Annotated in this window: 21 protein-coding genes; 2 read left to right on the top strand and 19 right to left on the bottom strand. The window is 44.5% G+C overall.

What is annotated here, in order from left to right; translation table 11 throughout:
* Nucleotides 1-228: 228 nt before the first annotated feature.
* From DN752_RS13800 to DN752_RS13775, 6 genes are all read right to left on the bottom strand, one after another.
* Nucleotides 229-2010 carry a TrkH family potassium uptake protein gene (locus tag DN752_RS13800; RefSeq protein WP_112784491.1) on the bottom strand — a complete coding sequence of 594 codons (1782 nt, stop codon included), beginning with the start codon at nucleotides 2008-2010 and terminating at the stop codon, nucleotides 229-231.
* 75 nt (nucleotides 2011-2085) lie between these two features.
* The gene (locus DN752_RS13795) at nucleotides 2086-2889 is read right to left on the bottom strand and encodes an ion transporter (RefSeq protein ID WP_112784490.1); all 804 of its coding nucleotides are present in this window, start codon (nucleotides 2887-2889) and stop codon (nucleotides 2086-2088) included.
* 26 nt (nucleotides 2890-2915) lie between these two features.
* Nucleotides 2916-3086, bottom strand: a complete 171-nt coding sequence (locus tag DN752_RS13790) for a YqaE/Pmp3 family membrane protein (RefSeq protein ID WP_112784489.1) — start codon at nucleotides 3084-3086, stop codon at nucleotides 2916-2918.
* 120 nt (nucleotides 3087-3206) lie between these two features.
* Nucleotides 3207-4328, bottom strand: coding sequence for an AI-2E family transporter (locus DN752_RS13785; protein ID WP_112784488.1), 1122 nt, complete (start codon nucleotides 4326-4328; stop codon nucleotides 3207-3209).
* Nucleotides 4329-4435: 107 nt separating this feature from the next.
* Nucleotides 4436-5500: a hemolysin family protein gene (locus tag DN752_RS13780; RefSeq protein ID WP_112784487.1), complete on the bottom strand. Its 1065-nt coding sequence runs from the start codon at nucleotides 5498-5500 to the stop codon at nucleotides 4436-4438.
* A gap of 336 nt (nucleotides 5501-5836) precedes the next feature.
* A complete protein-coding gene (locus DN752_RS13775; protein ID WP_112784486.1) occupies nucleotides 5837-9106 on the bottom strand; it encodes a S41 family peptidase in 3270 nt (1089 codons plus the stop codon).
* A 295-nt stretch (nucleotides 9107-9401) separates the two neighbouring features.
* On the opposite strand from DN752_RS13775, the gene DN752_RS13765 reads away from it, so the two are divergent.
* The gene (locus tag DN752_RS13765; RefSeq protein ID WP_112784484.1) at nucleotides 9402-10085 is read left to right on the top strand and encodes a hypothetical protein; all 684 of its coding nucleotides are present in this window, start codon (nucleotides 9402-9404) and stop codon (nucleotides 10083-10085) included.
* A gap of 308 nt (nucleotides 10086-10393) precedes the next feature.
* On the opposite strand, the gene DN752_RS13760 is transcribed toward DN752_RS13765, so the two are convergent.
* The 7 genes from DN752_RS13760 to DN752_RS13730 all read right to left on the bottom strand — a co-directional run bounded on the left by DN752_RS13760 (nucleotide 10394) and on the right by DN752_RS13730 (nucleotide 18808).
* On the bottom strand, nucleotides 10394-11149 hold the full coding sequence (locus DN752_RS13760; protein ID WP_112784483.1) for an energy transducer TonB: 756 nt from the start codon (nucleotides 11147-11149) through the stop codon (nucleotides 10394-10396).
* Nucleotides 11150-11315: 166 nt separating this feature from the next.
* The gene (locus DN752_RS13755) at nucleotides 11316-14210 is read right to left on the bottom strand and encodes a TonB-dependent receptor (protein WP_112784482.1); all 2895 of its coding nucleotides are present in this window, start codon (nucleotides 14208-14210) and stop codon (nucleotides 11316-11318) included.
* Between the two features lie 97 nt (nucleotides 14211-14307).
* Nucleotides 14308-15498 (bottom strand): hypothetical protein, encoded by a 1191-nt coding sequence (locus tag DN752_RS13750; protein WP_245949221.1) that lies wholly within the window; start codon nucleotides 15496-15498, stop codon nucleotides 14308-14310.
* A gap of 194 nt (nucleotides 15499-15692) precedes the next feature.
* On the bottom strand, nucleotides 15693-16664 hold the full coding sequence (locus DN752_RS13745) for an AAA family ATPase (RefSeq protein ID WP_112784480.1): 972 nt from the start codon (nucleotides 16662-16664) through the stop codon (nucleotides 15693-15695).
* Between the two features lie 167 nt (nucleotides 16665-16831).
* Nucleotides 16832-17497 (bottom strand): pseudouridine synthase, encoded by a 666-nt coding sequence (locus tag DN752_RS13740; protein ID WP_112784479.1) that lies wholly within the window; start codon nucleotides 17495-17497, stop codon nucleotides 16832-16834.
* Between the two features lie 105 nt (nucleotides 17498-17602).
* Nucleotides 17603-18094: a hypothetical protein gene (locus tag DN752_RS13735; protein WP_112784478.1), complete on the bottom strand. Its 492-nt coding sequence runs from the start codon at nucleotides 18092-18094 to the stop codon at nucleotides 17603-17605.
* Between the two features lie 219 nt (nucleotides 18095-18313).
* Nucleotides 18314-18808 carry an SRPBCC family protein gene (locus DN752_RS13730; RefSeq protein ID WP_112784477.1) on the bottom strand — a complete coding sequence of 165 codons (495 nt, stop codon included), beginning with the start codon at nucleotides 18806-18808 and terminating at the stop codon, nucleotides 18314-18316.
* A 254-nt stretch (nucleotides 18809-19062) separates the two neighbouring features.
* Here DN752_RS13730 and DN752_RS13725 point away from each other — a divergent pair, with 254 nt between their 5' ends.
* Entirely contained in the window at nucleotides 19063-20043 is a 981-nt protein-coding gene (locus tag DN752_RS13725; protein ID WP_112784476.1) for a GlxA family transcriptional regulator, read from the top strand.
* Here the strand turns inward: DN752_RS13725 and DN752_RS13720 are convergent.
* The 6 genes from DN752_RS13720 to DN752_RS13700 all read right to left on the bottom strand — a co-directional run bounded on the left by DN752_RS13720 (nucleotide 20038) and on the right by DN752_RS13700 (nucleotide 26305).
* A complete protein-coding gene (locus DN752_RS13720; RefSeq protein ID WP_112784475.1) occupies nucleotides 20038-20472 on the bottom strand; it encodes a DUF1801 domain-containing protein in 435 nt (144 codons plus the stop codon). The genes DN752_RS13725 and DN752_RS13720 overlap by 6 nt on opposite strands.
* Nucleotides 20473-20595: 123 nt before the next feature.
* Nucleotides 20596-21375, bottom strand: coding sequence for a lipopolysaccharide kinase InaA family protein (locus DN752_RS13715; protein ID WP_112784474.1), 780 nt, complete (start codon nucleotides 21373-21375; stop codon nucleotides 20596-20598).
* Nucleotides 21376-21432: 57 nt separating this feature from the next.
* Complete coding sequence (locus DN752_RS13710) at nucleotides 21433-21678, bottom strand: hypothetical protein (RefSeq protein ID WP_112784473.1); 246 nt, start codon at nucleotides 21676-21678, stop codon at nucleotides 21433-21435.
* 65 nt (nucleotides 21679-21743) lie between these two features.
* Entirely contained in the window at nucleotides 21744-21875 is a 132-nt protein-coding gene (locus DN752_RS25160) for a hypothetical protein (RefSeq protein WP_262511678.1), read from the bottom strand.
* A 209-nt stretch (nucleotides 21876-22084) separates the two neighbouring features.
* Nucleotides 22085-25240 carry an efflux RND transporter permease subunit gene (locus DN752_RS13705; RefSeq protein WP_112784472.1) on the bottom strand — a complete coding sequence of 1052 codons (3156 nt, stop codon included), beginning with the start codon at nucleotides 25238-25240 and terminating at the stop codon, nucleotides 22085-22087.
* A gap of 18 nt (nucleotides 25241-25258) precedes the next feature.
* The gene (locus tag DN752_RS13700) at nucleotides 25259-26305 is read right to left on the bottom strand and encodes an efflux RND transporter periplasmic adaptor subunit (protein WP_112784471.1); all 1047 of its coding nucleotides are present in this window, start codon (nucleotides 26303-26305) and stop codon (nucleotides 25259-25261) included.
* Between the last annotated feature and the right edge of the window lie 2 nt (nucleotides 26306-26307).

Genomic DNA, 26307 nt, shown 5'->3' with positions numbered 1-26307 from the left:
TACTTCCCTGATTAGTGTTGCCCGTATTAATATTAGTTTTCATTGTCAATTATTGTAATCGCTAGTCATTTACTAAAATCCTATTGTGTTTCTCTTTGCTCCAAAATAACCCCACCTAACCTCCCCTAAAAGGGGAGGATGACTCAAGTCTCAAGTCGCAGACTTTTGTATCATGTCTCAAGACTCAAGACTCATATCTCAAGACTCACTACAAGACACGTCTTGACCTCAGGTAATAAAGACACTTTCTTCCGGGTAGCGGTAGCTCAGGTTTTTTACTTCTTTGCTGATTGCAATTAATAGCGTCAGTATCCCCACCCGGCCAATAAACATGGTCAATATCAATACCATTTTACTTCCAAAGCTCAAACTCCCCGTGATCCCCAAACTTAGCCCCACCGTGGAAAAGGCAGAAAAAGCTTCAAAGACCACACTCAACAATGGCAAATTGCGATCAAATAGCATCAAAGCAAAAATGGCTGTCCCTATGACCATAAAGGAAAGAAAGGTGACCGCAAAAGCCTTTCGCAAAGTACTGCTCGAAACCTCCCTTCTAAACACCTCTACCCGGTCCTTGCCTTTGGCAATACTGAATGAACTCAAAATGGCCACGGCAAATGTACTGGTCTTCAGCCCACCACCTGTGGAGCCTGGTGAAGCACCTATCCACATCAACAAAAGGTACAGCAGCACTGTAGGGACAGAAAGTGCCGCCATATCTACCGTATTGAAGCCTGCTGTCCGCGGTGTCACTGCCCCAAAAAAAGCGGTGACCATCTTGCCATAGCTATCCAGCCCTGCCATGGAGTGATCATATTCCAAGATCCAATATCCCAGAAACCCCACCACTATCAATATCGCTGTAGTGATCACAATCAATCGTGTCCCGATATTCACCACTCTGGGCAAATGACGGTAACTTTCTTTATACACCAACTTGCGATACATCCCACGGACAAAATGCCTCAAATAACCATAGTAGCTAAGCACCACTGGAAATCCTATCCCTCCCAAAATAATGGAAAATGCTATGATCAACTGCATGTTGTAATTGTCACGAAAACCCTGTTCGTAAAGGCCGTCGCTCAGGATACTGAAGCCTGCATTGCAGAAGCCCGAAATACTATGAAAAATACTGAAGAATATCATTTCCCCTACGCCATTGAACAGTTCATTGTCCAAGGAAAAAAAGATCAATACAGCGGCCAACCCTTCGACCAAAAATGTAAAGAGGATCACTTTCATCAGCGTACTGAATATCTGGCCAAAGTTATCCTCATTGATAAAATCCTTCAAGAAAAGCTGGTTTTGGATACTAAAGCTCCCGCGAAAGAAGAAGCCAAAGAAACTCGTAAAGGTCATCATCCCCAAGCCGCCCAACTGGAACAATAGCATAATGATCAATTGTCCAAAAATGGTAAAATCCTTGGCCGTATCGAGTACAATCAGCCCGGTAACACACACGGCACTAGTGGCAGTAAAAAGAGCATCTATCAAGTGAATGGGGCCATGAGTAGCGTTTGGCAACATCAGCAGCACCGTACCTATGGCTATCAGTACCAAAAAGCTAAGAATAAATATCAGCGGAGGGTTTAATTGGAGTTCATTGACGCCCAAACTTACTTTAGAAAGCTCAATTAAAAACACTCCGGCCACCAATAAATCCACCAAGAAGCGGTCGGTAGTCGCTTGCGTGATCATGTCAAGCCCCGGAATGGAATATTCCGTAAAGATAAACACCAAGATACCACTGATGATCAGTATAGCCATCAGCTCTGATATTCGTTTCTTGGTAAAAGCTCCTGTTTTGGATTTGACCAAAAAGTACAACGCAACGTAGCCGGCCCAAATCGTTGACAGCATGACCTTAAGCAGTAAATGAGAATCTGTTTCTGTCAAAAATGGCTTTTTGAACCCTTCTTCATAAATCACCAAGGCAAATCCTGCAAAACTAAGCACAAGAATGACTTTTTCGATGATTTGTTTGATGAGTTTCTTATCTACATACATACCTTTCCTCTAAAATACAGTAAAGTTAGGCCAACTTGGTATAAAACAAATAACAATGTCGGGTTTTATTTGGCATCAGAGCCTTGTCCCACAGTATTTACAGTGATAGGCATCTTCATCATGCCCAATGGCATGGCAGGTATGACAGGCCCGTTGGTCCTGTTGCTTTCGTTTGGCAGAAGCGCTGATTTCTGAAGTGACGATTCCCGTGGGAACAGCAATGATAGCATATCCCAATAACATGATCAAGGAAGCCATAAACTGACCTAGCGGAGTAGCAGGCGATATATCACCATATCCCACTGTTGTCAAGGTGACAATGGCCCAGTACATGGCTGTTGGGATGCTGGTAAAGCCACTTTCTGGTCCTTCTATAAAAAACATGACCGTCCCCATGACCAAAACGATCGTCACCACAGAACCAAGAAACACCTGGATCTTCAAGCGGCTATTGTACAAGGCATCAGTCAATACCTGTGCCTCGCGCAAATATCGCCCCAGCTTAAGCACCCTTAGCACCCTCAGAAAACGTAATGCCCTGACCACTGCCAAGAAATGGCTATTGGCCACTACCAAGCTTAGATAAGTGGGCAAGATCGCCAAGAGATCCACTATTCCGTAAAAGCTCAACACATAGCCTAATGTCCGCCTGCTCAACCATACACGCAAGAGATACTCGATCGTAAAAAGTAACGTAAACCCCCACTCCAGTAAATAAAACACGGTCCCGTAGGCCTGATGCAGCTCACTTACAGAGTCCAGAATAGCCACCGTCACGCTCCCCAAAATGGCCACTAATAATACCACATCAAAGCGTTTTGACGCAGCATCATCAGATTCAAAAACAATATGGGCCAGTCGTTTTTTGGAGAGCATCAGCTATAATGAATGGTTCGTCTAGTCAGTTAATGCTCACTCTGCTTTGCAATGATCCATACGGCATGGATAATACCTGGAATAAACCCTAATATAGTCAACAGGACATTGATCCAAAAGGACTTGCCCAACCCGACGGTCAAGAACACTCCCAAAGGAGGTAAAATAACTGCAAGTATTATACGAATAAGATTTGTCATAACTGTATATGGTTATTTAAAATATAGAATGATTTATCAATACGTATACTTTATCAAAGTAACAAAATGCCTAACATGTGAAGAGCCGCACTGACAAGTCATCGATGGTCTAAGTCACGCTTACTCAACATCATCGTCTTTTTTGAGCTTATGCTTATCGAGAAGTTTGTTGTAAGAGTCTTTTTTAAGATGGTCATTTTCAGGCTCTCCTATCAGGAAGCTAAACGGCTGCGTGGCATCTGTCATTTCAAAGATAATCTTCATCACGGCCACCATTGGAATGGCTAAAATCAAGCCTCCCAAACCAAATAGCATGCCACCCAACAATAATGAAATAATGGCCACCAACGGGTTCAGGCTTACCTTTCCTCCCACGATATTGGGTGTGATAAAATTCCCTTCCAGAAACTGTACCACTTGAAACCAACCAATAACGCCCAGTGCATACCAAGGGCTGTCCATCGTAGCCAAGGCAAATAATGCCGGCACCAGTGACCCTATCGCTACTCCAATGTATGGAATCAATATCAAGATGGCCGCCAATGTTCCAAAGAACCAAGCATACTCAAGCCCCATCACCAACAGTCCAACGGTATTGAGCACAGCGACGATTCCCATGACCATCACCAGTCCCAACAAGTAGCTCTGTATGACATGATAGATCTTGCTGATGGTATCTACTACCTTACTGGCAGAAGCGCCCTTGACGGCCTGGATCAAGAAATCTTTGAAGAAGTCCCGATAATACAAGAAAAAGAACGTATAAAGCGGCACCAATATTCCGTTGGCCAAAGTACCTCCGGCAGAGCTAAATACCGATGTCAGGTATTTCCCGACACCTGAAAGTGATTTTTGAGCTTGCTCTCTAATGCGATTGGTCAACTCTCCTGGTTCCAGTCCAACAGTCGACTCCAACCATTTTTGGATACTGTCATAGATGTTTCCAAAATTGACAGCGATATCCTGACCATCTCTTCCTATCACGATGACTTGGTGCACTATAAAATACATCAGTCCCGACAAGATCAATGTCGCCACAATTACCGAAATTATGGAAGCCGCTGCACGGGGTAATTTGACCCGTTCCAGAAAATTGCATAAAGGGAACAACATGATCGATATTACCAGGGCAAACATCAATGGCACCAATACGCTTTTTAGAAAATACGCAATCGCTATGGTCAGGCATAGGACGATTAATTTTGCGGCCAGAATAATACTACTTGGGTATTGTTTTTCCATAAAAATTCTATTGAGTGTGCATGATAAAATTATTTCATGAATATACGCTTCTCTATCACTATTATTTTTTCAAGCATCTTTCGATGAAATCAGTATCCGAGGGATTTTTAATCAATATTCTCACCGGGGTTATCAAAAATAAGCCCCATCTTTTTGGCCCTTTCGGCCCATTTGTTTCTTGCCAGCACTTGCATGTCCTTCTCCTCATCGCTTTCATCCTGAATTTCCATCCCCAGCAGTGTTTCGAGGATATCCTCCATGGTGACTATACCTGACATTCCTCCATATTTGTCCACCACAAGGGCAATGTGCTCCCGCTTGTTCAGCATGGTTTCTAAAACCGACGGAATCGGGTAATTTTCATACACTATGGTAATCTCACGCTTTAGCTCCACAAGCTTTTTGCCAAAGTGGTCTTCTGCAAGTTCTGCCAGCACATCATGCTTCATGATATAACCAGTGATATTGTCAATTGTTTCATTATAAATTGGAAAACGCGAAAACCTTCTGGAATCAGATTGGGCATAAAAATCCTTTACGGTTTCATTTTCCTCCATGGCCACAGTGACGGTCCTGGGCGTCATGACATTGGTCACCAAAATAGACCTGAACCGGATCAGGTTTTGGATGATTTTCGACTCATCTTCCTTGAAGATCCCTTCTTTTGTGGCGATCGTCGTCATCGCCGCAAGTTCTTCCCGGCTGGTGGTATGCTGTTCTTCGGATTTGAAAAACTGTGTCAAATATTCCGACACCTTCACCAGCGGATATAGCCCATAAATCATCAGCTTAAGTATTCCGCCGATGAATGGCGCCAGTTGCCTCCAGTAGTTAGCACCAATGGATTTGGGGATAATTTCCGAAAACACCAAGATGGCGATGGTCAGCCCAGCGGAAATATAACCAAAATACTGCTGGCCAAAAACCTCCACAGCTTGCGCCCCCACCCCGGCAGCGCCTACCGTATGAGCGATGGTGTTAAAGGATAGGATCGCAGCCAAGGGCTGGTTGATGTTTTCTTTTAGACGCATCAGCTGCTTGGCATAGACTTTCCCCTTTTGCTGCTGTGTAGCAATGTACGAAGGTGTAATACTTAGTAATGCTGCTTCCAGCGTGGAACATAAAAAAGACACCCCTATCGCCAGCGTCAGGTAAAGGATCAGTAAAACCATAAATGTATATGTGGTATTGTCATTTAAATTAGTGAAAAATAACAGGTTCTTCAATTAGTCATAAAAAAATCATGCCATGACTGTAAGACATGGCATGATTAAGTTATTATTTTGGGATCAATGTGCTATTCTTAATATATAGAAATCTGATTATACACTTTATTGCCAGTAGGTTTTATTTCTCACGGAACGCACAGAACACCCAGAATGAAATAAGGCTTTTCTGAGATTTCCATGTTTTCTGTGAGTACCTATTTAATTTCCCTGTGATTACTGGTATCATTTACGGAGAATTATATATAGAAATGTCACATCACTTATTTCATATCCTTAGCTTTATTTCACTTCATATTCCGGCACTTTTGGCTTGACGGGAGGGTGCTCCTTTAGCAGTCTTAAGGTTTCCTCGATGGCTTTCTCCAATTGTGGATCTGTGCCATTGGCCAATGCTGTAGGATCCTCCGCCACTTCGATATCGGGATCCACTCCATGCCCTTCCTTAAACCACTCACCACTCGGGTCAAACATCCTAAAGGTAGGCACGGTCACTGCACCTCCATCAATCAGGGAAGGCGCTCCCGAAATCCCAATCAAGCCACCCCAAGTCCTCGTACCGATCAACGGACCAAGGCCTGTCTTACGGAAGTAATCCGGAAAGGCATCTCCTCCTGAACCACTCCAGCCATTGATCAGCATTACCTTCGGGCCAAAATTAGCAACTTGTGGCCACTGCCAAGTCTCTCCATCCCTTACTGCCCAAAAAGCCAGCGGCTCTCTATCAAGTAATTCGATAAACCGATCCGGGATCTGCCCGCCATTGTTGAAGCGCTCGTCGATGATCAGGCCTTCCTTGTCAAACTGCGCATAAAACATCCTGGCCAATTCCTGCTGTCCGTCATAGCCGGTACTAGGAACGTAGATATAGCCGATTTTGCCCTCTGTAGCTTCCTCGACACGCTTTCTATTGGCCTCTATCCAAGCCAAGTTTCTTAAGCGGGTTTCCGTGCCAAGGGTCTTGACCATTACTTTTTTGGATCCGTCCATGTCTGCCTTGTCATTTACGGTAAGCTCCACCGCCTCACCAGCCAACTCTTCAAAAGCTGCCCATGGAGCTTTTTCCATGTCCATTGGCACGCCATTTACGGCAAGAATAAAATCCCCTTCACTCACCTCTACACCTGCCTCATCCAGCGGCGACCTTGCCTCATTGTCCCAAGGAGCACCTTGGATGATTTTCTTCACATAATAAGCATCATTCTTCACGCCCCAGTCAATTCCCAAATAACCAACAGCTTTGCTGGATGCACTTTCTGTATCTCCTCCACCCCTGTAGGTATGGGAAGCACTGATCTCCCCGATCAGCTCACCGATGATGTAATTGACGTCTTCCCGGGTGATGGCATTATCGATCAATCGGCCATAATGATCGCGCATGGCTTCCCAGTCCACTCCATGCATATTGGGGTCGTAGAAGAAGTCTCTTTCCAAACGCCAAGCATCATTAAAAATCTGGCGCCACTCTTCCTTGGGCACGAGCGTCATTTCCATCTTGTCTGTGGGCATTTTATCTTCCAACTTTTTGCCCTCTCCGATGCCAATTACACCAAAAGAACCTTGGGAAACCACTAAGGCTTTTTCCCCATTTGCCGTCAAGCGATACCCGCTTACATTGCCCATCACGGTCTTGGACTCACGTTCTTCCAGATCATAATAGGCCAATTCGGATTGGTGGGATTCAGCACCGGTGACGGGATGCTTCAGGTAGAGCACCTTGCCCTTGACCGCTCCGAGGCTACTATAATTGCCCGCTACTGGCGGTAATACCACCATCCGTCGCTCCAAACCGTCCCAATCGATTTTTACAGCCTTATCGGCCTCTTTTTCCTCCTCTTCGGCAGTGTCTTTCTTTTTGTCCTTTTTGCCTTTGTCCTCTTTCTTATCGGATTTTTCCTCTTCCTTCACTGAAGTCGCATCATTTTTCGGCGCCAACGGAGAAGCCGTTTCCTTGCTCAAAGGAATCGCGGCCAACTGGGTGGCATTGGCATAGACCCATGTGCCCTCAAAGTCACTGTAAACCGGATCAAAATCCCTATTGGTCAAGCAGTATAAATACTTGCCTTCCGGCCCAAAGACAGGACTATTGTCACTGTAAAAACCCGAAGTCACCTGATGAAGTTTGGTCTCTTCGGTATCAAAAACGGCAATGGCGTTATGCTGATTGGCCAGGTTCTTTTCGAAGGCCATGTAGCGACTATCCGGCGACCAGGAAACAGAAAAATTATCTAGGCCATATTGAAACAGGGATAGCTGCTTGTCCACATGAGTGGTCTTGTCTTTTTCCTTATCATAAACATAAATGTCCATCGCCTTGTCCACAAAAGCCAGCTTTTTGCTGTCCGGAGACCAAAATAGCTGATAGCGGTAACCCGCACCATAAGCACTGAGCTCTTTTTCCTCACCGCCGTTTTTCAGGTCTTTGATTGTCAACTCATATTCTCCTGAGCGATCACTCCAGTAGGCTACGTAGCGGCCGTCAGGTGACCAGGAAGGATAGCGCTCCGCCACACCGGAAGACTGCGTGAGGTTGATCACTGGGCCATCCTTGGCAGGAACTGAGAAGAGCTCTCCTCTAGCTTCGAACACCGCTCGGTTGCCGTCATAGCTGGGCCACACATTTTGGATATAGCCTTTTACGCTTTCTTTACGCGGCATCAATGAAGCCACATCGCTGCTCACGTGAATACTCACTGCTGCATATTCCTCAGATGACAGGTTCAACAAATAAATCTCACCCCCAGCGGTAAATACAATTTCCCCTCCTCCAATACTGGGAAACAGCACATCAAAATCACTAAAATCCGTGATTTGCTCCATTTCCTTACTGGCCAAGTCATAGCTGTAAATATTGCTTCGCTGGTGCTCTCCACGGTCAGACAGGAAATAGATCTTATCTTCTGTCCACATGGGAAACTCGTCATTATAAATGCTATTGCTGATGTTTTCAGCCGCATTGCTCGCCAGGTCAAAGGTAAAAATATCCGTGGCCATTCCTCCCTTATAGCGTTTCCACGTACGGAACGCCCTACTTTTTGGCGTGTAGGCGATCTGCTTGCCATCCGGCGAGATCATGCCAAACTCCCCATAGGGAACCGGGAGCTTTTCCGGCAATCCTCCATCCACTGATACTTTATAGAACTGGTTGTACCGCTGCTTCTCACTTTCTCGGGAAGAGGCAAACAACAGCTGCTCACCATCACCATACCAGTCCACCATCCGATCACTCATACCGTGGTAGGTCAATCGCATCGGAACACCACCTTGGGAGGACATCACATAAACATCTGTGTTGCCATTATACACTCCGCTAAAAGCCACCTTGGAGCCATCAGGTGAAAACTTGGGGAAGGACTCTGTCCCTTTTGAGCTCGTCAGCCGATTGGCCAAGCCTCCCGATTTGGGTACTACCCAAATGTCACCGCCATAGCTGAAAGTGATATGCGAATCAGATACATCAGGGTACTGGGCGATTTTGGCATCCACCTGTGCCCAACTGACAAAAGGTACCAATAGCATGGCGCCTATTAATTTGCTAAGTTTCTTTAACATGATCTCTGGAAGTTTTAAGAAAAATCAATTTGATACAAAAGCCCCGAACGTACGCCATCGTGCACAATCCCAACAAAAAACCGCTCGTACATTCCAAAGATAAAAAAATCCCTGAAAGTGGTGGAAAATTGATGGTATATTGAAAAATGAAAAAATCAGAAGATTGGGGGATTTTATCCAAGACTTTCGAATCACCGGCAGCGACCATTATTAATCACCCATTTTAAGGACATTAATCAAGGGTTTTGTCATCTATTGCCTGTTATAAGCGTCATTTTTTTTATTTCTTTGGGTTATGAATAGAAGATTTTTTGCCACAGTCATTTTACTTATTTTTGGGCTGTTGCTGTTTTCCTGCTCGACCAAGTCCACCATTATCAAAAACCAATACTGCACAGTCTGCATGGACAAACAGGATACGGTAGTAGTCGATATCCACTTGCCGGCCCTTACAATGTCTGAAAACACCGCACTGAACAATATCGTGATCGGGTTATTGAAAGACCAAGGGTTCCAACACGTCTTTCGTTGGTACGAATTGGAATATGACCTCCTGGTCAATGGTATCAAATCCGTAGAAACCGCTGAGGACTTGGCCTTGGCCCATCAAAAGCTAGGGGTGAAGTACGTGGTAAAGTCCAACTTGGAACGCTACCTGGAACGACAAGGCAATAGCGATAATGTCAGCAAACCAACTCAGACGAACCCACATCCCAGAGGACCCGTTCCAGTCAGCAATGAAAGTACTGTCAGCCTAAACTTGATAGAAGCCCACCATAACCAACTGGCTTCTAAGCTCACCATACTGACCCAAGGAAGGGTCCGCACCAGAGACGACGATGACTATGGCACCAGCTTTTCCTCCAACGCTTCCGCTTGGACCACCTTGGAAGACGGCACCAGACGTGGCGCCCGCTTCATGATCGACGACTGCCAATGCCCAAAAGGCAAATACGCCAGACGCAAGAAAACCAAATGATCGGGTTGAAGCTGGAAGGTTTAACCCGGATTATGCGTTAGGAATCGTAGTGAGAGCTGAAATTGCAAGAAAATCAGTTAGTTTGGAGGCATTAGCGTAGCACCGCTACGGTTATGCCAAAAACTAAAGTGAAACGGCTGATTTTGAAGCAGTTTAAGGTCGCAACACCTGTGCGCCGTGGCGTAGATAGGCTAATGCATATTCCGGGTTTAAGGTTGGAAAGATGATGAATAAGGTGCGTCGTTTTTTAATGGAACGCAGACAGCGCTGCTTGGGCAGATTTTCACTGATTTTATTTTTAAAAATTGTTAAAGTCTAAATTTAATGGGCTGGCCTAACTCGCTTTCAACGGGGTTTCCTGACCTGTCCTGAGCGGGTATAAAGTCCCAAGGGTACAGTGACATTACCCTAACTTCCTCATGCTGTAAGCTCAAATCAACATCCTCAGGGTTCATCACATCAATTCCAATCAATTTTCCTTCGGAATCTATCTTGAGATTTAATTTGACACTTCCTTCGATCCCTTTTCGGCGACAGTCTTTTGGGTACTTCATCCTCCTAATTAAAAAATTGGAATGTCTATCTTTAGATACTTTTGGCCGTGCCAAATATTCGTCGATATCGGTAATCACTTTTTTACCGGCTTCGTTTATTTTCCAACCAGAAACAGCACCATTACTGTATTCAAATGCTGCAAACTCTTCCCCTTGGTCATAATAAGCCCATTTTCTGATTTTTCTCACATAATCAATATAAGTGACATCTGTGGTATCCCCCTCGTCGTTAAAAGTCACTTCAACAAATTTTGAAGGTTTATTCTCAATAGCAAAATAGGTGTAATTCTCTTGATAAACTCTGTACAAAGTATCATATATAACAGCATATTTTTCATGAGTGTCATCTATCAAAAGTTTCTTGTAATAGCAGACTTTGTACTTATCCAAATCCTTGATTTCTATTTTGTATTTATTCAAGGGAATAAAATCCTGTAATGGGACAAAGTCCTGAGCAAAAAGATTATTTCCCAAAACAACAAAAAGTAATAGTAGCAATTTCTTATTCATAACACGATAGGAGTAAAACAGTAATGTTCATGTCATGGCCTAGTAAATCTAAGCACAACAAATACATGGTTGAAATATAAAAAAATAAAAGAAAAAAAACGTGGATATTTCTACCCACGTTTTCGTATGATAAAGGTTAATTAACTAACTATTGAAGGCACAATTATCAGAAGGAATACCCTAGCTTGATGCTGATCTCCGTACCTGGGGACAGGCTAGTGAAGATTTGGTCAGCGGCATTATAGCTGCTGAACACTTCCTCTTTCTTATCATTCAGCAAGTTGGTTACTTTCAGACCGGTCTGGAACCGCTCATCAGGACCGAAAGACTTGTTGATGTTAAGGTTCAAGCTGTGGAAAGGTACTGTGTATGTATCTGTTCTGTTACCAAAACCTACATAAGAAAGCGTGCTTCCCTGCACATTATAGTACACACCAGCTTCCCATCCGGATTCCCAGTTTTCATAGGCCAACCCAGTGTTGATGATATAAGGAGCCTGTCCGGACATATCCCTAGTGGAAGAAATCTCTTCGCCCTCCCTAGCAGAAAGTTCCCTTGACCGCAACTCAGACTCAGACATCTGGATGCTGGACTGGGTAAAGGTCAGGTTGGCATTAAAGAAGAAGTTTTCTGCTGCCGGAGTAATGATATCCAGTGATTTTCTCACTTCGAGTTCTACCCCAGTCACTTGTCCATCCCCTACGTTCCTTGGTTGAAAAGAGCCAGGATCAGAAAGGAACTGCACCATTTCGATTGGATTGCCAAACTTCTTATAGAAAAGGCTGGCAGAGAAGATCTCTCCCCGCTTAGGGAACATTTCCCATCGCGCATCCAAGTTATGGATTCTTGTAGACTGTAGATTACCGTCCCAAAGTACTTCTGTACCGCCATTGGTAGTTTCTTCAAACAAGCCACCAACAAATGTACGACCGGAGATTGGATCCAGTATCTCTGCATAGGACATCTCTTTAAACGACGGTCTCGCAATGGTTCTGGCGTAGGAAAAACGTAAGTTTTGGGTTTCTCCTAAATCATAAATCAAGTTTAGCGTAGGAAAGAAATCCGTGTCATCCAGTACTTTTTCATTATCATAAACGATAGTAGCAGTTTGGTTTTTGCCAGTATAATACTGCTGGTACATCTCCATTCTCACCCCAACAATCGCTTTAAGCTTTTCCCAAGGGTTAATTTCGGTATTGACATACACCCCTAGGTTATTGATGCTGGCGTTATACTCGTTTGGATTGTTTGGCAAGAACAATGGATCATAACGAATACCATTTACGTGATCGGAAGAAAATAGCCTATCTTCGGTAAAAACTGAATTGGGATCTCCGGTAAAAGGATTCGTAGTATTGTTATCTCCCATTTGGAACTGGAAGCTCTGAATCAAGAAATCCCGTTGCTTATAGGTATAACTGGTTCCGAATCCAAATTTGGCTGCCTGATCTCTGAAAGTATAATTTTTGATCACATCTACTTTACCCACTAGGTTATCCTCTTCGAGGTTTCTCCAGATACGTTCAGGAAGTCCCACTTCTGTCGAAATGGAATTATTGGTATCTCTAAACCGAAGTATTCTTACATCTGGATCGTTGATTACCGACCGTGTTGGAGACAGTTTCCAGTTCAGCTCCCAATCGTTCGTTGGCCCGATTTTATGCTCACCACTCAATAGGACATTGGTCAAAGAGCGTTCGCTATATTCGATATTGTACTGGTCGGCGCCAAAAACGGCCCCTACATTAGTACTTTCAAAATCAAATTGTCCCACTTTGGATTCTCCGTTTTGAAGACGAAGGAAATTTAATTTGAATTTGGATAGGCCAGTTTTATAGGCCACACCAGCCATTCCACCAAGCAAAACATTATTGACACCATAGTCACCCTTCTGTGTTTCCAGTGGAGTCAATTCATACTCTCCCGCATTACTCGGCTTACCAAATAGGTTATACTCAGCATCTTGGAAATAAGTAGTTTCATTGCTGTAGGTCAAGGCCAAGTTATATCCCAACTTATTGTCATTCCCTACAGCCACTTGGTTACCAAAGGTAAGTCCTAGGCTCATGTCCATTAAGCTACCGTCACGGTAACCTCCCATGGTTGGATTAAATCCTCTCAGGATGCTTTGGTATTCTTGTCCTCTTGGACCATCAGGATTACCTACTACTTGGGCGTACTGGGGAATATCTGTGCTACCACCAGTTGGAATATCCCGATAGCCATTATCAAAGCCTAAAAAGTCGGTGCCACTACCATTCACACGAAGGTAGTTACTGTTAAAGTGCATGGAAGGATTATAACCGCCACTTACACTTACTTTAAATGTTTTTTCTTCTGGGAAATCCTTGGTTTCGATATCCACTACACCTCCGGTAAAATCCGCTGGGAGATTACTGGTAAAGGACTTGGAGACGATAATATTATCCACTACGTTGGTAGGGAAGATGTCCATTTGGATGGAATTTCTGTCTGGATCAAGCCCTGGAATATCCACACCGTTCAGTACGGTCTTGGTATATCGGTCTCCCAATCCACGGATATATACATACTTTCCTCCTTCGATGGATACACCTGTCACCCTTTTGATGGCAGAAGCAGCATCACTGTCCCCGATCTTGCGAAAGGTAGAGGCAGAGATCCCGTCAATGACATTGGCAGCATTCCGCTTTACGGTCATCAAGGCAGCCTCCGTAGTCCTGATGGCTTTGGCTGATACCACTACGGATTCCAGTTCTTCGGTAGCTTCACCCATCTTGATATCACGCAGCACAGTGACCTCTCCGGCCTTTACCTCTACCTCACTGATCTCTACTTTATTAAATGAAATGAAAGACGCAACAAGCGAATAAGTTCCTGGTGCAAGCTTTATTTCAAAAGCCCCATCCAAGTCCGTAACAGCACCGGTTTGTGTTTCTTTGACCAAAACAGAAACCCCGATCAAAGGTTCTCCTAAACCTTCGTCTATAATATTTCCTCGAATTGTCCCTTGCTGGGCAAAAGCGAGTTGGGGAAGCGCAGCAAATACCAATAAGGTAAAAGCTACAAAGATCTTTTTCATTGTTTTTAGAATTATAAGTTACAGCGAACGATTATTAGTTGAAAAAGTAAAGAGAAGGGATCGAGTTCGATCCCTTCTTTATTGGATGATTGTTATATTAATTCAAAATGTCTAGGGAACCTGATACGGAAGTCCAAGACCATCCTGCAAAAACAGACTTGTCAGCACCTACCGTATTTTCTCCTTCCGCTACAGCATTAGTGAAATCCGCTGATCCGCCTAGGAAGAAGTCCGCAACCGCTCCACCTTCAGGAAGGGTTACCTCAAAGTTGCTAAATTCAGTAGCTACAGTTGGCAATTCGTCAAACGTTTGACCATCCATCACGCTAGTGAAGTAAATGTTGGACATGTTCACATTAGTATTTTCGTCATTATCTACCAATCCAGCAGCGTCACCTGCGATAATGGATCCATTGGTCAAGGTGAAATTTCCATCTACATAAGAACCTTCCGGTCCATCAAGCTCAAAGCTCTTGTCTCCGGCATTAACAATGATAAAGTTATCCAGTGTACCGTTCCAAGACTGATCAGTATCAATGGCATCATCTCCGGCATTCCATACGACAGCATTCTTAACACTTACCGTGCCGCCAAACCACTCGATACCATCATCATTGTTTGCGACAACTTCTACATTTTCTACAGTAGTAGCAGAACCCACACCACCTAAAGTAAGGCCATTGATTTCGTTACCGTCTCCGATGTTGGCACCTCCATGACGAATGGATACATACTTCAGTACACCTGAATCATCTTCGACATCAGATCCGCCGTAAAGACCGTTCGTATCGGATGGTGGAATACCTTCGATCTGCGCCTCAGCATTATCACCACCTACCGAAATAGGTGCTCTACCTAAGATCAACAATCCACCCCAAAGGCCATTTTGTTCAGGAGAAAGACCATCTTCGTGGTACACTTCACCTGGTTGGATTTCATCTGCTACGGTAGTAAAGATAATAGGCTGCTCAGCTGTACCTTCTGCCATGATCTTAGCACCTCTGGCGATAACCAATGCTGTGGCATTTGCTCCTGAACCAGCTTCACCTTTGATGATTACACCTGGCTCGATGGTCAAGGTCACACCGTCCAATACAGACACTCTGCTGGCAAGGGTGTACACGTTTCCTGACGCTAAGGTCATGTCTTCTGCAATGTTCTCGTCAAGAACCAGTTCATCGTCTGGATCTGGAGTAGGATCTGGAGTAGGATTGTCGTCATCACTACATGAAGTGAACATCACCGATGCTCCGATCAACATTAAAAAGAGTAGATTGAGTTTTTTCATGATATGAAATTGATTTAGTTTGTTTGCTTTTTTTTGTTTTCGCTCCACAAAGCTGAATCAATTTTTTCTCGCCATGGAATTTTTCCAATTATGTATTTTTTAAAAAAGATCCCGTCATTTAATATTCAATTAACAAAAAGTAAAAAAAAAAGCCTTTGACGGATCAAAGGCTTTGCATATTAAGTTTTTAACGACTATTTCAATGTTACGGATTTGTTAATTGGTATCTTATCCAAGATAATCTGGATCAAATCCCTGGTGTTCACATTGTCGGCTTCGGCTTCATAATTAAGAATAATCCGGTGGTTGAGCACATCTTCTGCGATTTCTTTGATGTCCTCAGGGAGCACATAATCCCTGCCATCCATAAAGGCTACCGCCCTGGATGCGAGGTTAAGATTGATACTCGCCCGTGGAGACACCCCAAACTGGATGTACTTGGCTTCTTCCTTCAGCCCATACTCTTCTGGGAAACGCGTAGCAAATACCAGTTCTATAATATAGTTTTCCAATGGCTCGGATATCTGCACTTGGTTGATCTTGTCCCTGATGTCAAAAACGTCCTCCTTGGATAGAATCGGCTGTACTTCTGAGCTAAAACTCATATTGGCCATTCTCCGCATCACTTCCAGCTCATCGGCTTTGCCCGGGTAGTCAATGTGCACCTTCATCATGAATCGATCCACCTGCGCTTCTGGCAGCGGGTAGGTACCTTCTTGATCCACGGGGTTTTGGGTAGCCAATACTAAAAACGGCCTGTCCAGCTGGAAGGTCGTCTCACCGATGGTCACCTGCTTTTCCTGCATGGCCTCCAGCAGTGCCGACTGTACCTTGGCAGGAGAACGGTTTACCTCATCGGCCAAGATAAGATTGGAAAAGATAGGCCCCTTCTTCACTTCGAAATCGCCATTCTGCTGATTATAGATCATCGTTCCGATGAGGTCAGCTGGTAATAAATCGGGGGTAAACTGGATACGGTTAAAGTCAAGGTGAAGGACTTTGGCAAGCGTATTGACCGTCAAGGTCTTGGCCAGCCCCGGCACACCTTCCAATAAAATATGCCCATTGGTAAAAAGCCCGATCAACAGCCGATTGACCATTCGATCCTGCCCCACTACCACTTTTCTGACCTCCTTGATCGCGTCCTGAATCTTATCCTGATGCATTTGTTATTTGGTTACTTAGTTATTAGTTACTTAGTTATTGATTATCGCTGGTCAAAATCGCCTTCTAATGGCCAACTGCTTACCGCCTTTGACTTGCTAAATTAAGAAGCCTAAATTAGAATAAATTGCCATTTAACACAATTTAACAGGCTCCGAAAATGATAAGTTTACCGTCCTTTACGTCTTTTTTGATGGGAAGGCTTCTTATTGCTCCTCGCTCCCGCCTTGGTTTTGACCTGTAGCTTGGAAGGGTTTACCTTAAGAAGCGTGTAAATCGCCTCCTGCTCCAGCTCCCTAACTTCACCAACTTCAAAGCCTTCGATGTTCATTTGCTCCATGGACCACCTCACCAAGCGAAGGGTGGGATGATCCACTGCAGCTGTCATCTTACGGACTTGGCGGTTTTTCCCTTCTATCAGGATCAGCTCCACCCAAGAATCGGGAACTGTCTTACGATAACGAATAGGAGGGTCCCTTTCGGGTATAAGGGGAGCACTTTTTTTTAACGTGGCTTTGGCAGGTTTTGTCTTGTACACTTTCCCGTCCACCTTGATGGGGACTCCGCTCTGGAGTGCTCGCAATGCTTCCTCGTCAGGAACGCCCTCCACCTGAGCCAGGTACGTGCGCTGGTGAGCAAACTGAGGATTGAGCAAGTAATGATTGAGCACCTTGTCATTGGTGATCAGCAGGAGCCCCTCGCTGTCCTTGTCCAATCTTCCTACGGGATATACATCCTTGGGAAAATCCCCTAGGGTCTTTAAGGTATGGGCTTCCCCACTAAACTGGCTCAGGATGCCAAACGGTTTATAAATCACAAAATATCGGAACATCATATAACGATTATAGGCAAAGTTTAGGAATATTTGGCCTCAAGACAAAAAAATACCCCGGAATAAATTCATTATCCCAGGGCATCATATCTGCTTACTTGCTATGGTTTATTCTACTTCTTCTACGGTCACATCGCCATCGGCCGACTTGCCCACAATGACGATTAGAGTTGGCTTGATGGAATGACTTTGTGCCTCGCCTTCTTCCACACTGTAAGAAAGGGTCACGTTACCTTCGCCATCCTCTACCAGGCTTACCGGCTTTAACTCCGTAGCAACATTGGTGGCAGGTTTGGTCACGGCGATCACGTACTGGGTTTGAAAATCAATGGCCGTGGGCTTTCCATCCTCCCCCATCACTGTGGCGGACCCAAAATACTCGGCAAACTCCTCAGCCGTCTCGATCTTGGGATCAGACAGACTTGGCGCATCATTCTTCACAAAATACTTTTCTGCCACTGTAAATGCTACTTCCTTTTCCATTGGTGTTTCATTACTTTGTACGCTTTCGGTTGTTGTGGATTCGGAAGATTGCTTCCCCCCACAAGCAGCTAGCCCCATTACCAAGGCCACTGCTATTAAAAATGAGCTGATGTTCATAATGGTATAGATTAAATTAAAATATTAATTTTTGTCTAATTTTCTTTTGCAAATCACTTACACTCTGCTGTGATTTCCATTCATTTTATATTTCATTAAGTTAACAAAAACCAAACCCAATTTTCTCCGTCTGGGCTTTTTTATAAAGATTATAGATATTTTACACAAAATATACCATTTTTACGTATATGAACATATTTGCAAAACTCATCAGACTATTCACTCATCCAGTTTCCACTTTTCCGCCAATTCAGCATTATAACCTTCATCATCCTTAAGATTTGGATCTCCCTTACCTTCTGTAATATACTTGTATAGGCTGTTTTCTATGTAATTCGTCCAAGCCTCTTCACAAACTTTATAGCATTCGAATGCAGGTACTAGTCCAGCATGAGTAAATTTCAGCTGTGTTAAACGGTCTTTTTGTTCTATTTCAAAGATAATTTTAGAGCCTACCCACTCTGTTTTGTCCTCGACAAAGTTAAAGCTGTTTTCTGTTACAAGCCACACTATTTTCTTGTTGGCAACATGCTCCACCACCTTCATTTTTGATAGATGGACATCCTTGTAATGGTAAAAAAACTCCCCACCTAGCTGATCAGTAGCCCCTTCTATTTGCAATGACCACCAGCCACGTGGATCATTGATGGCATTGAAAACTACCTCTGGAGATTCATCCACTAAAATTGACGTTGCAAAACTTTGCTCATCCATGTTCTTTTCTTTTAAAGGTTGATTACTCTTCGTTTCATTAGGAACTCTATAGGGCCTTTCTGTAATACAATGACCTCCTTTTAAGGCCACGAGTACACTTAGCAGAAAAAACTAGCAATAGTGATTTATCCTTCAGGTCTATATCATTTTCTTTTCCAAAGATACAGCCTTAAGAACACTCCTGTGAGGTGCAAAAAGGACTATTTAACAGGTTGATTTGGACACGGTTATCTTTTACCTTTACATAAAAAAACATGAAGCGCCTGACCATTCTAGTTCCTGAAGGACAAAACAATCTAAGCAGTATTGTCGGACCACTGAAGATTTTTTCACGGGCCAACGCTTACAGAAAAGAACATACCGGAGAAGAATTATTTATCATAGAACTTGCAGGCCAATCTACTTCCACAAAATTCTACGGGGAGCTATTTACTGTCAATCCTCACAAAAATATTTCTTCCATTGATCAAACAGACCTTATCATCATCCCATCGCTCAACCATAATTATCATGCAGCGCTTGAAAATAACGAACTACTTATCCAATGGCTCATCAAACAGTACAAGCAGGGAGCTGAAATTGCAAGCATTTGCACCGGTGCTTTTCTACTGGCTGCTTCAGGATTACTTCAGGACAAAACCTGCTCTACCCATTGGGCTGCTGCAGACACGTTTAGAGAAATGTTTCCAAAAACAAACTTGAAGTCGGATCGGTTGATCACTGATGAAAATGGCATCTATACTAATGGTGGAGCATATTCTTTCTTGAACTTGATGATTTATCTGATCGAAAAACATTTTGACCGTCAAACGGCCATTTTTTGCTCCAAGGTTTTCCAAATTGAGATGGATCGAAACAGTCAGTCTGAATTTGCCATCTTTACTGGCCAAAAATCCCATGGTGATGAAATGGTCTGCCAAGCGCAGCAATACATGGAATCCCAACTCCACAAGAAAATTTCCATGGAACATTTATCTTCCAAATACGCTGTCAGCAGACGGACCTTTGACAGGCGATTTATCAAGGCCACTGGAAATACCCCGTTGGAATACCTGCAACGGCTAAAAATAGAAGCAGCCAAAAAAGCCCTCGAAACCAGTAGAAAAACCATTAACGAAGTGATGTATGAGGTGGGCTATTCAGACACCAAAGCCTTTCGGGAAGTCTTCCGAAAAATCACTGGCATTACCCCGCAACACTACCGCAATAAATACAACAAAGAAGTAGCCTTATAATCCCAAACCCAACAACGGCAAATGCTTCACTTTATGATAGGCCAAGGCCGCCCGGATGCATTGTTTCAGCTCTTCCTTTGGGACTTTGTCATCCAGCTGAAAAACGATGGCCCTTGTGCCTTCAAAGGTAAAAATATCCTGATAGGCCATCCTAAAACTGGGAACCAATTTACTGGTACATTTAAAATATAACGCATATCGGTCTGGCTGTTTTGCCTTCCAATCCATCCGTAACGTACTGCCTTTTTTGGTGATAAAACTAGGCTCTCCCCACCGCAGGGTTTCTTCAAGCTGCCCCACTCCTTCCATCTCCCGAGCGGTCTCCCTCACCAATATTCTCAGCCCCTCCATCTTTGGCCTCACATGGACAGGATACTGGTCAAAAACCTGCTCCACAGCTGGATCGGAAGTTATTTGGAGATCTTTCATAGAGTTCTTTATCTACGGTGAGGTTTGTTTTCCAAAATTAACCCGATTTATACATTTGTCTATCTATTTCCACTCAAAATCATCCGCTTTAGTTTTCAGTTTCACAAATTGGAAAAAATCTGTTCAACAAGGTGACTCCAACTTTTCCCTATCCCACAAGAGATTCCTCAGTCTTTTCAGTTTATTCTTTGTCTGGTACTTCAGGCTGGTTTCGTATTTGTAATCATAAAAAAGCTTCAATTCCTTCAGTGCATCCATCCCACTGATTTCGGCATACCGCCGCACCAAATAGGTCAGCATTTCTGGCTGAAAACCAAGGCGGTTGAGGCTCTTCGCAGCCAGCTTCTCATTGATGGAAGCAAACTTCAGCCTGTTATTGTCAATTAAGGTAAAATCAAATCCCCCGTCTTGCTCCTGATAGAGAACATTGCTGAGTGTATAATCCTCATGAAAAATCCTGTTCTGGTGAAGTTTGATCGTAAAATGAGCCAGACTGTCCAGCAAGGCCCTCGCCCTACCTGCATCGGAAGCATCAAATGATGAAAGCGGTTGGTAATCCGTGTACAGTGACACGAAATACCCCGCTCTCAGCATCCCATTTTCTAAGCAGTCTATATAGGCCACAGGTTCGGGCGTATTGATCCCGTGCTCCTGCAGCAAACGACCATATTCAAAGGCCCTTTTGGCCTTGGTAGGTCGGAAGTAGGCATAAATCAATCTATTGGCCAAGTATATCTTTCGGAAAGATTTGATGACTAATTTCACACCGTTCACCTCATCGATCCGGACTTGATTGCGCAGGTCATAGATCACTTCCCCCCGCTGTCCAAATTTATCCGGGATTTCCTCCAAATAGCCCCTTAAATGCTTAAACTTGCTATTTACTTGTATAATTTTTCGCATACGCTTACTACATGGACACCTCATCCCCCTTGGAAGAGGCTCTTATTTGCTAAAGGGTTAGTTTTGGTACTGTATCATGTGCCTAATTAGCTCTTCGGGGCTTCTCAGGGAATGGGCCATTTCTTCACTAAGCTCCAGGTGCAGCGCGTCCTCCACATCGAAGATCAGGCCGTTCAGGTAGATCTGGTCGAAGCCCATGTCTTTTACGAAATCAGCCCCCTTGACCTTGGATATAGGTGTGATGCCATACTTCTCCATCACCTCAATGATGGTTTTTAGTTTTGTATAATTGTTTGTTCTCATGGCTTTTATCTTTTCTTTTTAGACGGGTCAAACCAACAATTTGTCCCAGCATTTAAATTTTCTCTCTATAAAATGACACTTTCCAAGTCATTTACCCTGAGTGATAAGGTGAAATCGGTGCGGTCATAAGAAGGGCTCCTGAGCTTTCCCATCTCCACGGCGTACATGGCCCCTCCCCAAACCACACCGACTATCATCAATCACCAACTAACTATAATTAAACCCGAAATATGCATTAGCCAATCTACGCCACGGCGCACAGGTATTGCGACCTGAAATTGCTTTAAAATCAGCCGCTTTGCTTTAGTTTTCGGTGTAACCGTAGCGGTGCTACGCTCACACCTCCAAACCAACTGCTTTTCTTGCACTTTCAGTCCTCACTACGGTTCCTAATGTATAAATCGGGTTAAACATATTCGGCCACCTCGGATTCAGACTCGGAAAGCTCAGTTTCTTCGATGACAATTTCTTTTTTCTGGTCTTTGCCAAAGCGCGCCAGGATACGGTCAAAGATGTAATAGATTACTGGCACCACGACCATGGTCAGGAACATGGAGGAGATCAAACCACCGATCAATGCCCAAGCAAGCCCATTCTTCCACTCAGCACCTGCTCCTGAGGCCATGGCGATCGGCAGCATACCAAATACCATCGCTAATGTGGTCATCAAAATCGGTCGGAAACGAATTTCTACCGCCTTGATCAAAGCCGCTTTTACTTCCAGGCCAGCTGCTTTCAGTTGGTTGGTAAAATCCACCAATAAAATAGCGTTCTTTGCCACCAACCCCATCAGCATGATCAGGCCTAGGATACTGAATATACTCAAGGCAGAGCTGGACAATGCCAATGCCAGCAGCGCACCTATCACCGCTAGCGGCAAAGAGAACATCACCACGAGAGGAAAAACGTAGTTGTCATAAAGCGCCACCATGATCAGATAAATCAGTAGAACGGAAGCTAGCAAGGCGATTCCCAAGCTGCCAAATCCTTCTTCCTGCATTTTCATATCCCCTTCATAAGCGATCGTCACTTCTTTGGGCAGATCCAGCTTAGCTATCCGCTCTTGTATCTCCGCACCGACGGTACCCGTAGGTCTGCCGGACACTTGCGACTGCACTGTTACTGAAGTAATCCTATCCTGACGGTTTAGCTCACTAGGTCCCTCAGAAGGGATGGCACTGGCAAACTGTTTAAGTAAAACCGTCTGCCCCACATTATTGACAAAGGCCAGGTTTTCAATATCAGCCACGGATTTTCTATCAAATTCATCCATACGGATATTGATGTCATACTCATAATCCCCATCACGGTATTGGGTGTCCGTATTACCGTTAAAGGCTACCTGCATCGTACCGCCTACCATGGACATGTTTAAGCCCAGATCGGCCATTTTTGCCCGGTCCACTTCCACGCGAATCTCTGGATTACCTTCTTCCAGGGAAGTTTCTGCCTTTCGGGTACCGGAAACACTTTCTACCTCAGCCAGTACTTTTTGGGAAAAACTCCTTAACGTATCCAAATCAGGTCCTGAAAGTACAATCTGGATAGGGGCGTCATTGGCTGTACCGGTGATGGCTATTGGTACGGCGGTAAATTCCGCGCCGATGATACTCTCCTCTAGGGCGATCTCCATTTCTTTGGCAAACTCCGGAGCGGTGACGTTCCTCTTTTCTGCATCGACCATCTTGACGGTGATTTCAGCAGCATAGGGTGTGGATTGGCTTCCTGACATTCCACCTGTAGTCTGTCCCACTGTCGTAAATACGCTGCTGACCAGTGATTTTTTGGTCAGGAAGTTTTCTGCCTCACGGGTAGTAAAGTTGGTCTCCTCCAAGGTTGCCGATTTGGGTAATTCCAATCGGACAATAAACTCTCCCTTATCTCCTTCACTGACAAATTCACTTCCGATAAAACCAAATCCCACCAAAAGAAACGAAGAAATAAACAACGCAAAGGTCACCACTAGGGTAATGATCTTATGGTTAAATGACCATTTCAAAATCCCCGTCAACCAAGCGACAAAGCCATCCAACATCCCTTCAAAGCCATTGACAATCTTTCCAAATACACTGTTTGGGTTAAGATGCTCCAACTTAGAAAAGCGAGAGGTCAACAAGGGGATTAAGGTAAAGGCTACCAGCAAACTCATCATCGTGGCCACCGCCACCGTGATACTAAACTGTGTAAGGATACCCGAAATCAATCCGCCTGTCATTGCCAAGGGCACAAATACCACTACAATTACCAAAGTAATGGAGGTCACCGTACCACCGATTTCACGAATCCCGTCATAAGAAGCCTGGATGGCCGACTTGCCTTTTTCCATGTGTCGGTAGATGTTTTCGATTACCACAATGGCATCATCCACCAGAATACCCACTACCAGCGACAGGGCCAGCAAACTCATCAGGTTCAGTGTAAATCCTGCCAAGTACATCACTGTAAAGGTGGCAATAATGGAAGCCGGAACGGCAATCATCACAATAACGGCGTTCCTAAAACTGTGCAAAAACAACAACATAATCACCGCTACCAGCACTACCGCAATAATCAAATCATGGATCACTGCATTGGCTGCTTCGAGGGTAAACTCTGAGCTGTCCTGCGAAATCTCAAATTTCAGTTCATTACCTGCATAGGTAGTCTCCAGCTGGGCCAATGCCTCATTCACCCGCTCGGCCACATCCACGGCATTGGCATCCGACTGTTTTTGGATACTGATACCAATGGCACTGTTGCCATTTAGCCTACTGAGAATTTCCTCGTCCTTGTTGGAATCGACCACTTCGGCCACATCCTTGATCTTGATAGCAGACCCATTGGTGTAGGTCACTACCAGCTCCCCGATCTCATTTACATTGGTGAATTTACCTGCCAAACGGATCAGGATCTGCTCTTTATCGCTCTTCAGTTTTCCCGTAGGAAAATCAAGATTGGCCTGTGCTATGGCCTGATTGACTTGAAGGGGCGAGATCCCATAGGTATTGAGTTTGTTCTGATCCAGATTTACCTTGATCTCCCGCTCAGCACCACCAAGGAGGTTTACCTGTGCCACACCGTCGATCTGTGAGATCATCGGTTGGATCCGCTGATCCATCAGGTCGTAAAACTCCGTTGCTGTCAAGTTGGAATACGCTCCCATCTGCATGATGGGCATATCATCCAAACTGAATTTGCCCAAAGATGGTGGATCCACGTCCTCTGGCAAATCGCCCAAGACAGCATCGATCTCCCGTTGGGCATCCTGCAGGATCAGGTCCACATTCACATCGTCATCCAGCTCGATGGTAATGATCGAGAAGCTCTCCAATGAAGTGGCTTTCATCACATCAATACCTTCCAGTGCCGCCAGGGCATCTTCGAGTTTTCTGGTCACGGAGTTTTCTACCTCAGAAGGTGCCGCTCCGGGATAGACGGTGGATACCGTTACCACGTTGGGACTGAACTTTGGCAGCAGCTCGTAAGACATCTGGGTATAGGAAAAAATCCCCAGCAAGGTCAAAATCGTAAACAGCACCACCACAATGGTGGACCGTTGTATGGATATTTTTGTAATCTGCATGTTTCTTGATTTTTCGGATTAAAGTTCTGAGACAGCCGTCCCGTCTTTCAGGTTGATCAGTCCGGAAGTCACCATTTTCTCTCCCTGCTGCAGCCCATCCAGTAGTACTAATTTGTTTTCTCCTACTTGAGCCAGCTTTATTTTCTTCAACACTGCTTTGCCATCTTCCACCACAAAGACTTCTGGGTTTTTCACACCATTTACCAGTGCTTTTCTGTCGATCAGAATGGCTTCCTCAGCAGGGTAGGCAAAAGAAGCATAAGCAAACATTCCCGGCTTGATCTGGTCCGTTTCTGCTTTCAGCGCAATCTCCACTTCATAGCGCAAGGAAGCATCTCCCTTGTTACTGGTAAAGCTCACTACTCCGGTAAAATCCTTCTCTGGCAGCACACCTACTTTCACATCCACGGTATCTCCCACACTGACTCTGGCGATTTCCAACTCCGAAACTTTCACCGCCAGTTTAAGGGGCTTGACATTCACGATGTCCACCACGTTCATCCCAGGGTTCATCAGCGTACCGATCTCGATATAGTCTTCATTGATAAAGCCCGATATGGGAGCGGTGATTACGGTATTGGCCAACCGCTTTTTGTTCATCTTCACTTGGGATTCGGCCATTTTGGTAGCATTGCGGATTTCCTCCAATTGCTTCTCGGTGATGGCCTCTGTACCCGCCAGGTTTTCATAGCGGCCAAGGTCTTTCTGGTTTTGGCTGAGCTTCACTTCAGAAATCGCCAGTTCGGACTGGATCAACTCATCGTCCAGTTTGGCTATCACATCGCCCATGCGAACATAATCCCCTTTTTCCTTGTAGATTTTCAACACTTTCCCATTCGCTTCGGACTTAAGTGTCAGCTCTTGGCTGGGCTCAAAGGTTCCATTGGCAGTAAAGGAAATCTTATGTGCCGTCTTTTTGATTGTCTCTGTCCTTACGGGAATGGATTCACTGGTCTTCATGGCTTCTTCCGCCTTGACCTCCATTTCTTGCTTGTTCTTAAAAAGCGTAAAACCGATTGCAGCTGCTATGGCTACTATTATCAAAGGTGTAATTAACTTTTTCATAG

The sequence above is a fragment of the Echinicola strongylocentroti genome (assembly GCF_003260975.1).
GTDB classification, from domain to species: Bacteria; Bacteroidota; Bacteroidia; order Cytophagales; family Cyclobacteriaceae; genus Echinicola; species Echinicola strongylocentroti.
The sequence above is the reverse complement of the archived record's forward strand: the minus strand, read 5'-3'. Positions and strand labels throughout refer to the sequence as shown.

Excerpts from the sequence above, each read along its gene's own strand:
- DN752_RS13800 (WP_112784491.1), bottom strand. The coding sequence starts at position 2,010 with ATGTATGTAGATAAGAAACTCATCAAACAAATCATCGAAAAAGTCATT.
- DN752_RS13790 (WP_112784489.1), bottom strand. The coding sequence starts at position 3,086 with ATGACAAATCTTATTCGTATAATACTTGCAGTTATTTTACCTCCTTTG.
- DN752_RS13785 (WP_112784488.1), bottom strand. The coding sequence starts at position 4,328 with ATGGAAAAACAATACCCAAGTAGTATTATTCTGGCCGCAAAATTAATC.
- DN752_RS13780 (WP_112784487.1), bottom strand. The coding sequence starts at position 5,500 with ATGGTTTTACTGATCCTTTACCTGACGCTGGCGATAGGGGTGTCTTTT.
- DN752_RS13775 (WP_112784486.1), bottom strand. The coding sequence starts at position 9,106 with ATGTTAAAGAAACTTAGCAAATTAATAGGCGCCATGCTATTGGTACCT.
- DN752_RS13765 (WP_112784484.1), top strand. The coding sequence starts at position 9,402 with ATGAATAGAAGATTTTTTGCCACAGTCATTTTACTTATTTTTGGGCTG.
- DN752_RS13760 (WP_112784483.1), bottom strand. The coding sequence starts at position 11,149 with ATGAATAAGAAATTGCTACTATTACTTTTTGTTGTTTTGGGAAATAAT.
- DN752_RS13755 (WP_112784482.1), bottom strand. The coding sequence starts at position 14,210 with ATGAAAAAGATCTTTGTAGCTTTTACCTTATTGGTATTTGCTGCGCTT.
- DN752_RS13750 (WP_245949221.1), bottom strand. The coding sequence starts at position 15,498 with ATGAAAAAACTCAATCTACTCTTTTTAATGTTGATCGGAGCATCGGTG.
- DN752_RS13745 (WP_112784480.1), bottom strand. The coding sequence starts at position 16,664 with ATGCATCAGGATAAGATTCAGGACGCGATCAAGGAGGTCAGAAAAGTG.
- DN752_RS13740 (WP_112784479.1), bottom strand. The coding sequence starts at position 17,497 with ATGATGTTCCGATATTTTGTGATTTATAAACCGTTTGGCATCCTGAGC.
- DN752_RS13735 (WP_112784478.1), bottom strand. The coding sequence starts at position 18,094 with ATGAACATCAGCTCATTTTTAATAGCAGTGGCCTTGGTAATGGGGCTA.
- DN752_RS13730 (WP_112784477.1), bottom strand. The coding sequence starts at position 18,808 with ATGGATGAGCAAAGTTTTGCAACGTCAATTTTAGTGGATGAATCTCCA.
- DN752_RS13725 (WP_112784476.1), top strand. The coding sequence starts at position 19,063 with ATGAAGCGCCTGACCATTCTAGTTCCTGAAGGACAAAACAATCTAAGC.
- DN752_RS13720 (WP_112784475.1), bottom strand. The coding sequence starts at position 20,472 with ATGAAAGATCTCCAAATAACTTCCGATCCAGCTGTGGAGCAGGTTTTT.
- DN752_RS13715 (WP_112784474.1), bottom strand. The coding sequence starts at position 21,375 with ATGCGAAAAATTATACAAGTAAATAGCAAGTTTAAGCATTTAAGGGGC.
- DN752_RS13710 (WP_112784473.1), bottom strand. The coding sequence starts at position 21,678 with ATGAGAACAAACAATTATACAAAACTAAAAACCATCATTGAGGTGATG.
- DN752_RS25160 (WP_262511678.1), bottom strand. The coding sequence starts at position 21,875 with ATGATAGTCGGTGTGGTTTGGGGAGGGGCCATGTACGCCGTGGAGATG.
- DN752_RS13705 (WP_112784472.1), bottom strand. The coding sequence starts at position 25,240 with ATGCAGATTACAAAAATATCCATACAACGGTCCACCATTGTGGTGGTG.
- DN752_RS13700 (WP_112784471.1), bottom strand. The coding sequence starts at position 26,305 with ATGAAAAAGTTAATTACACCTTTGATAATAGTAGCCATAGCAGCTGCA.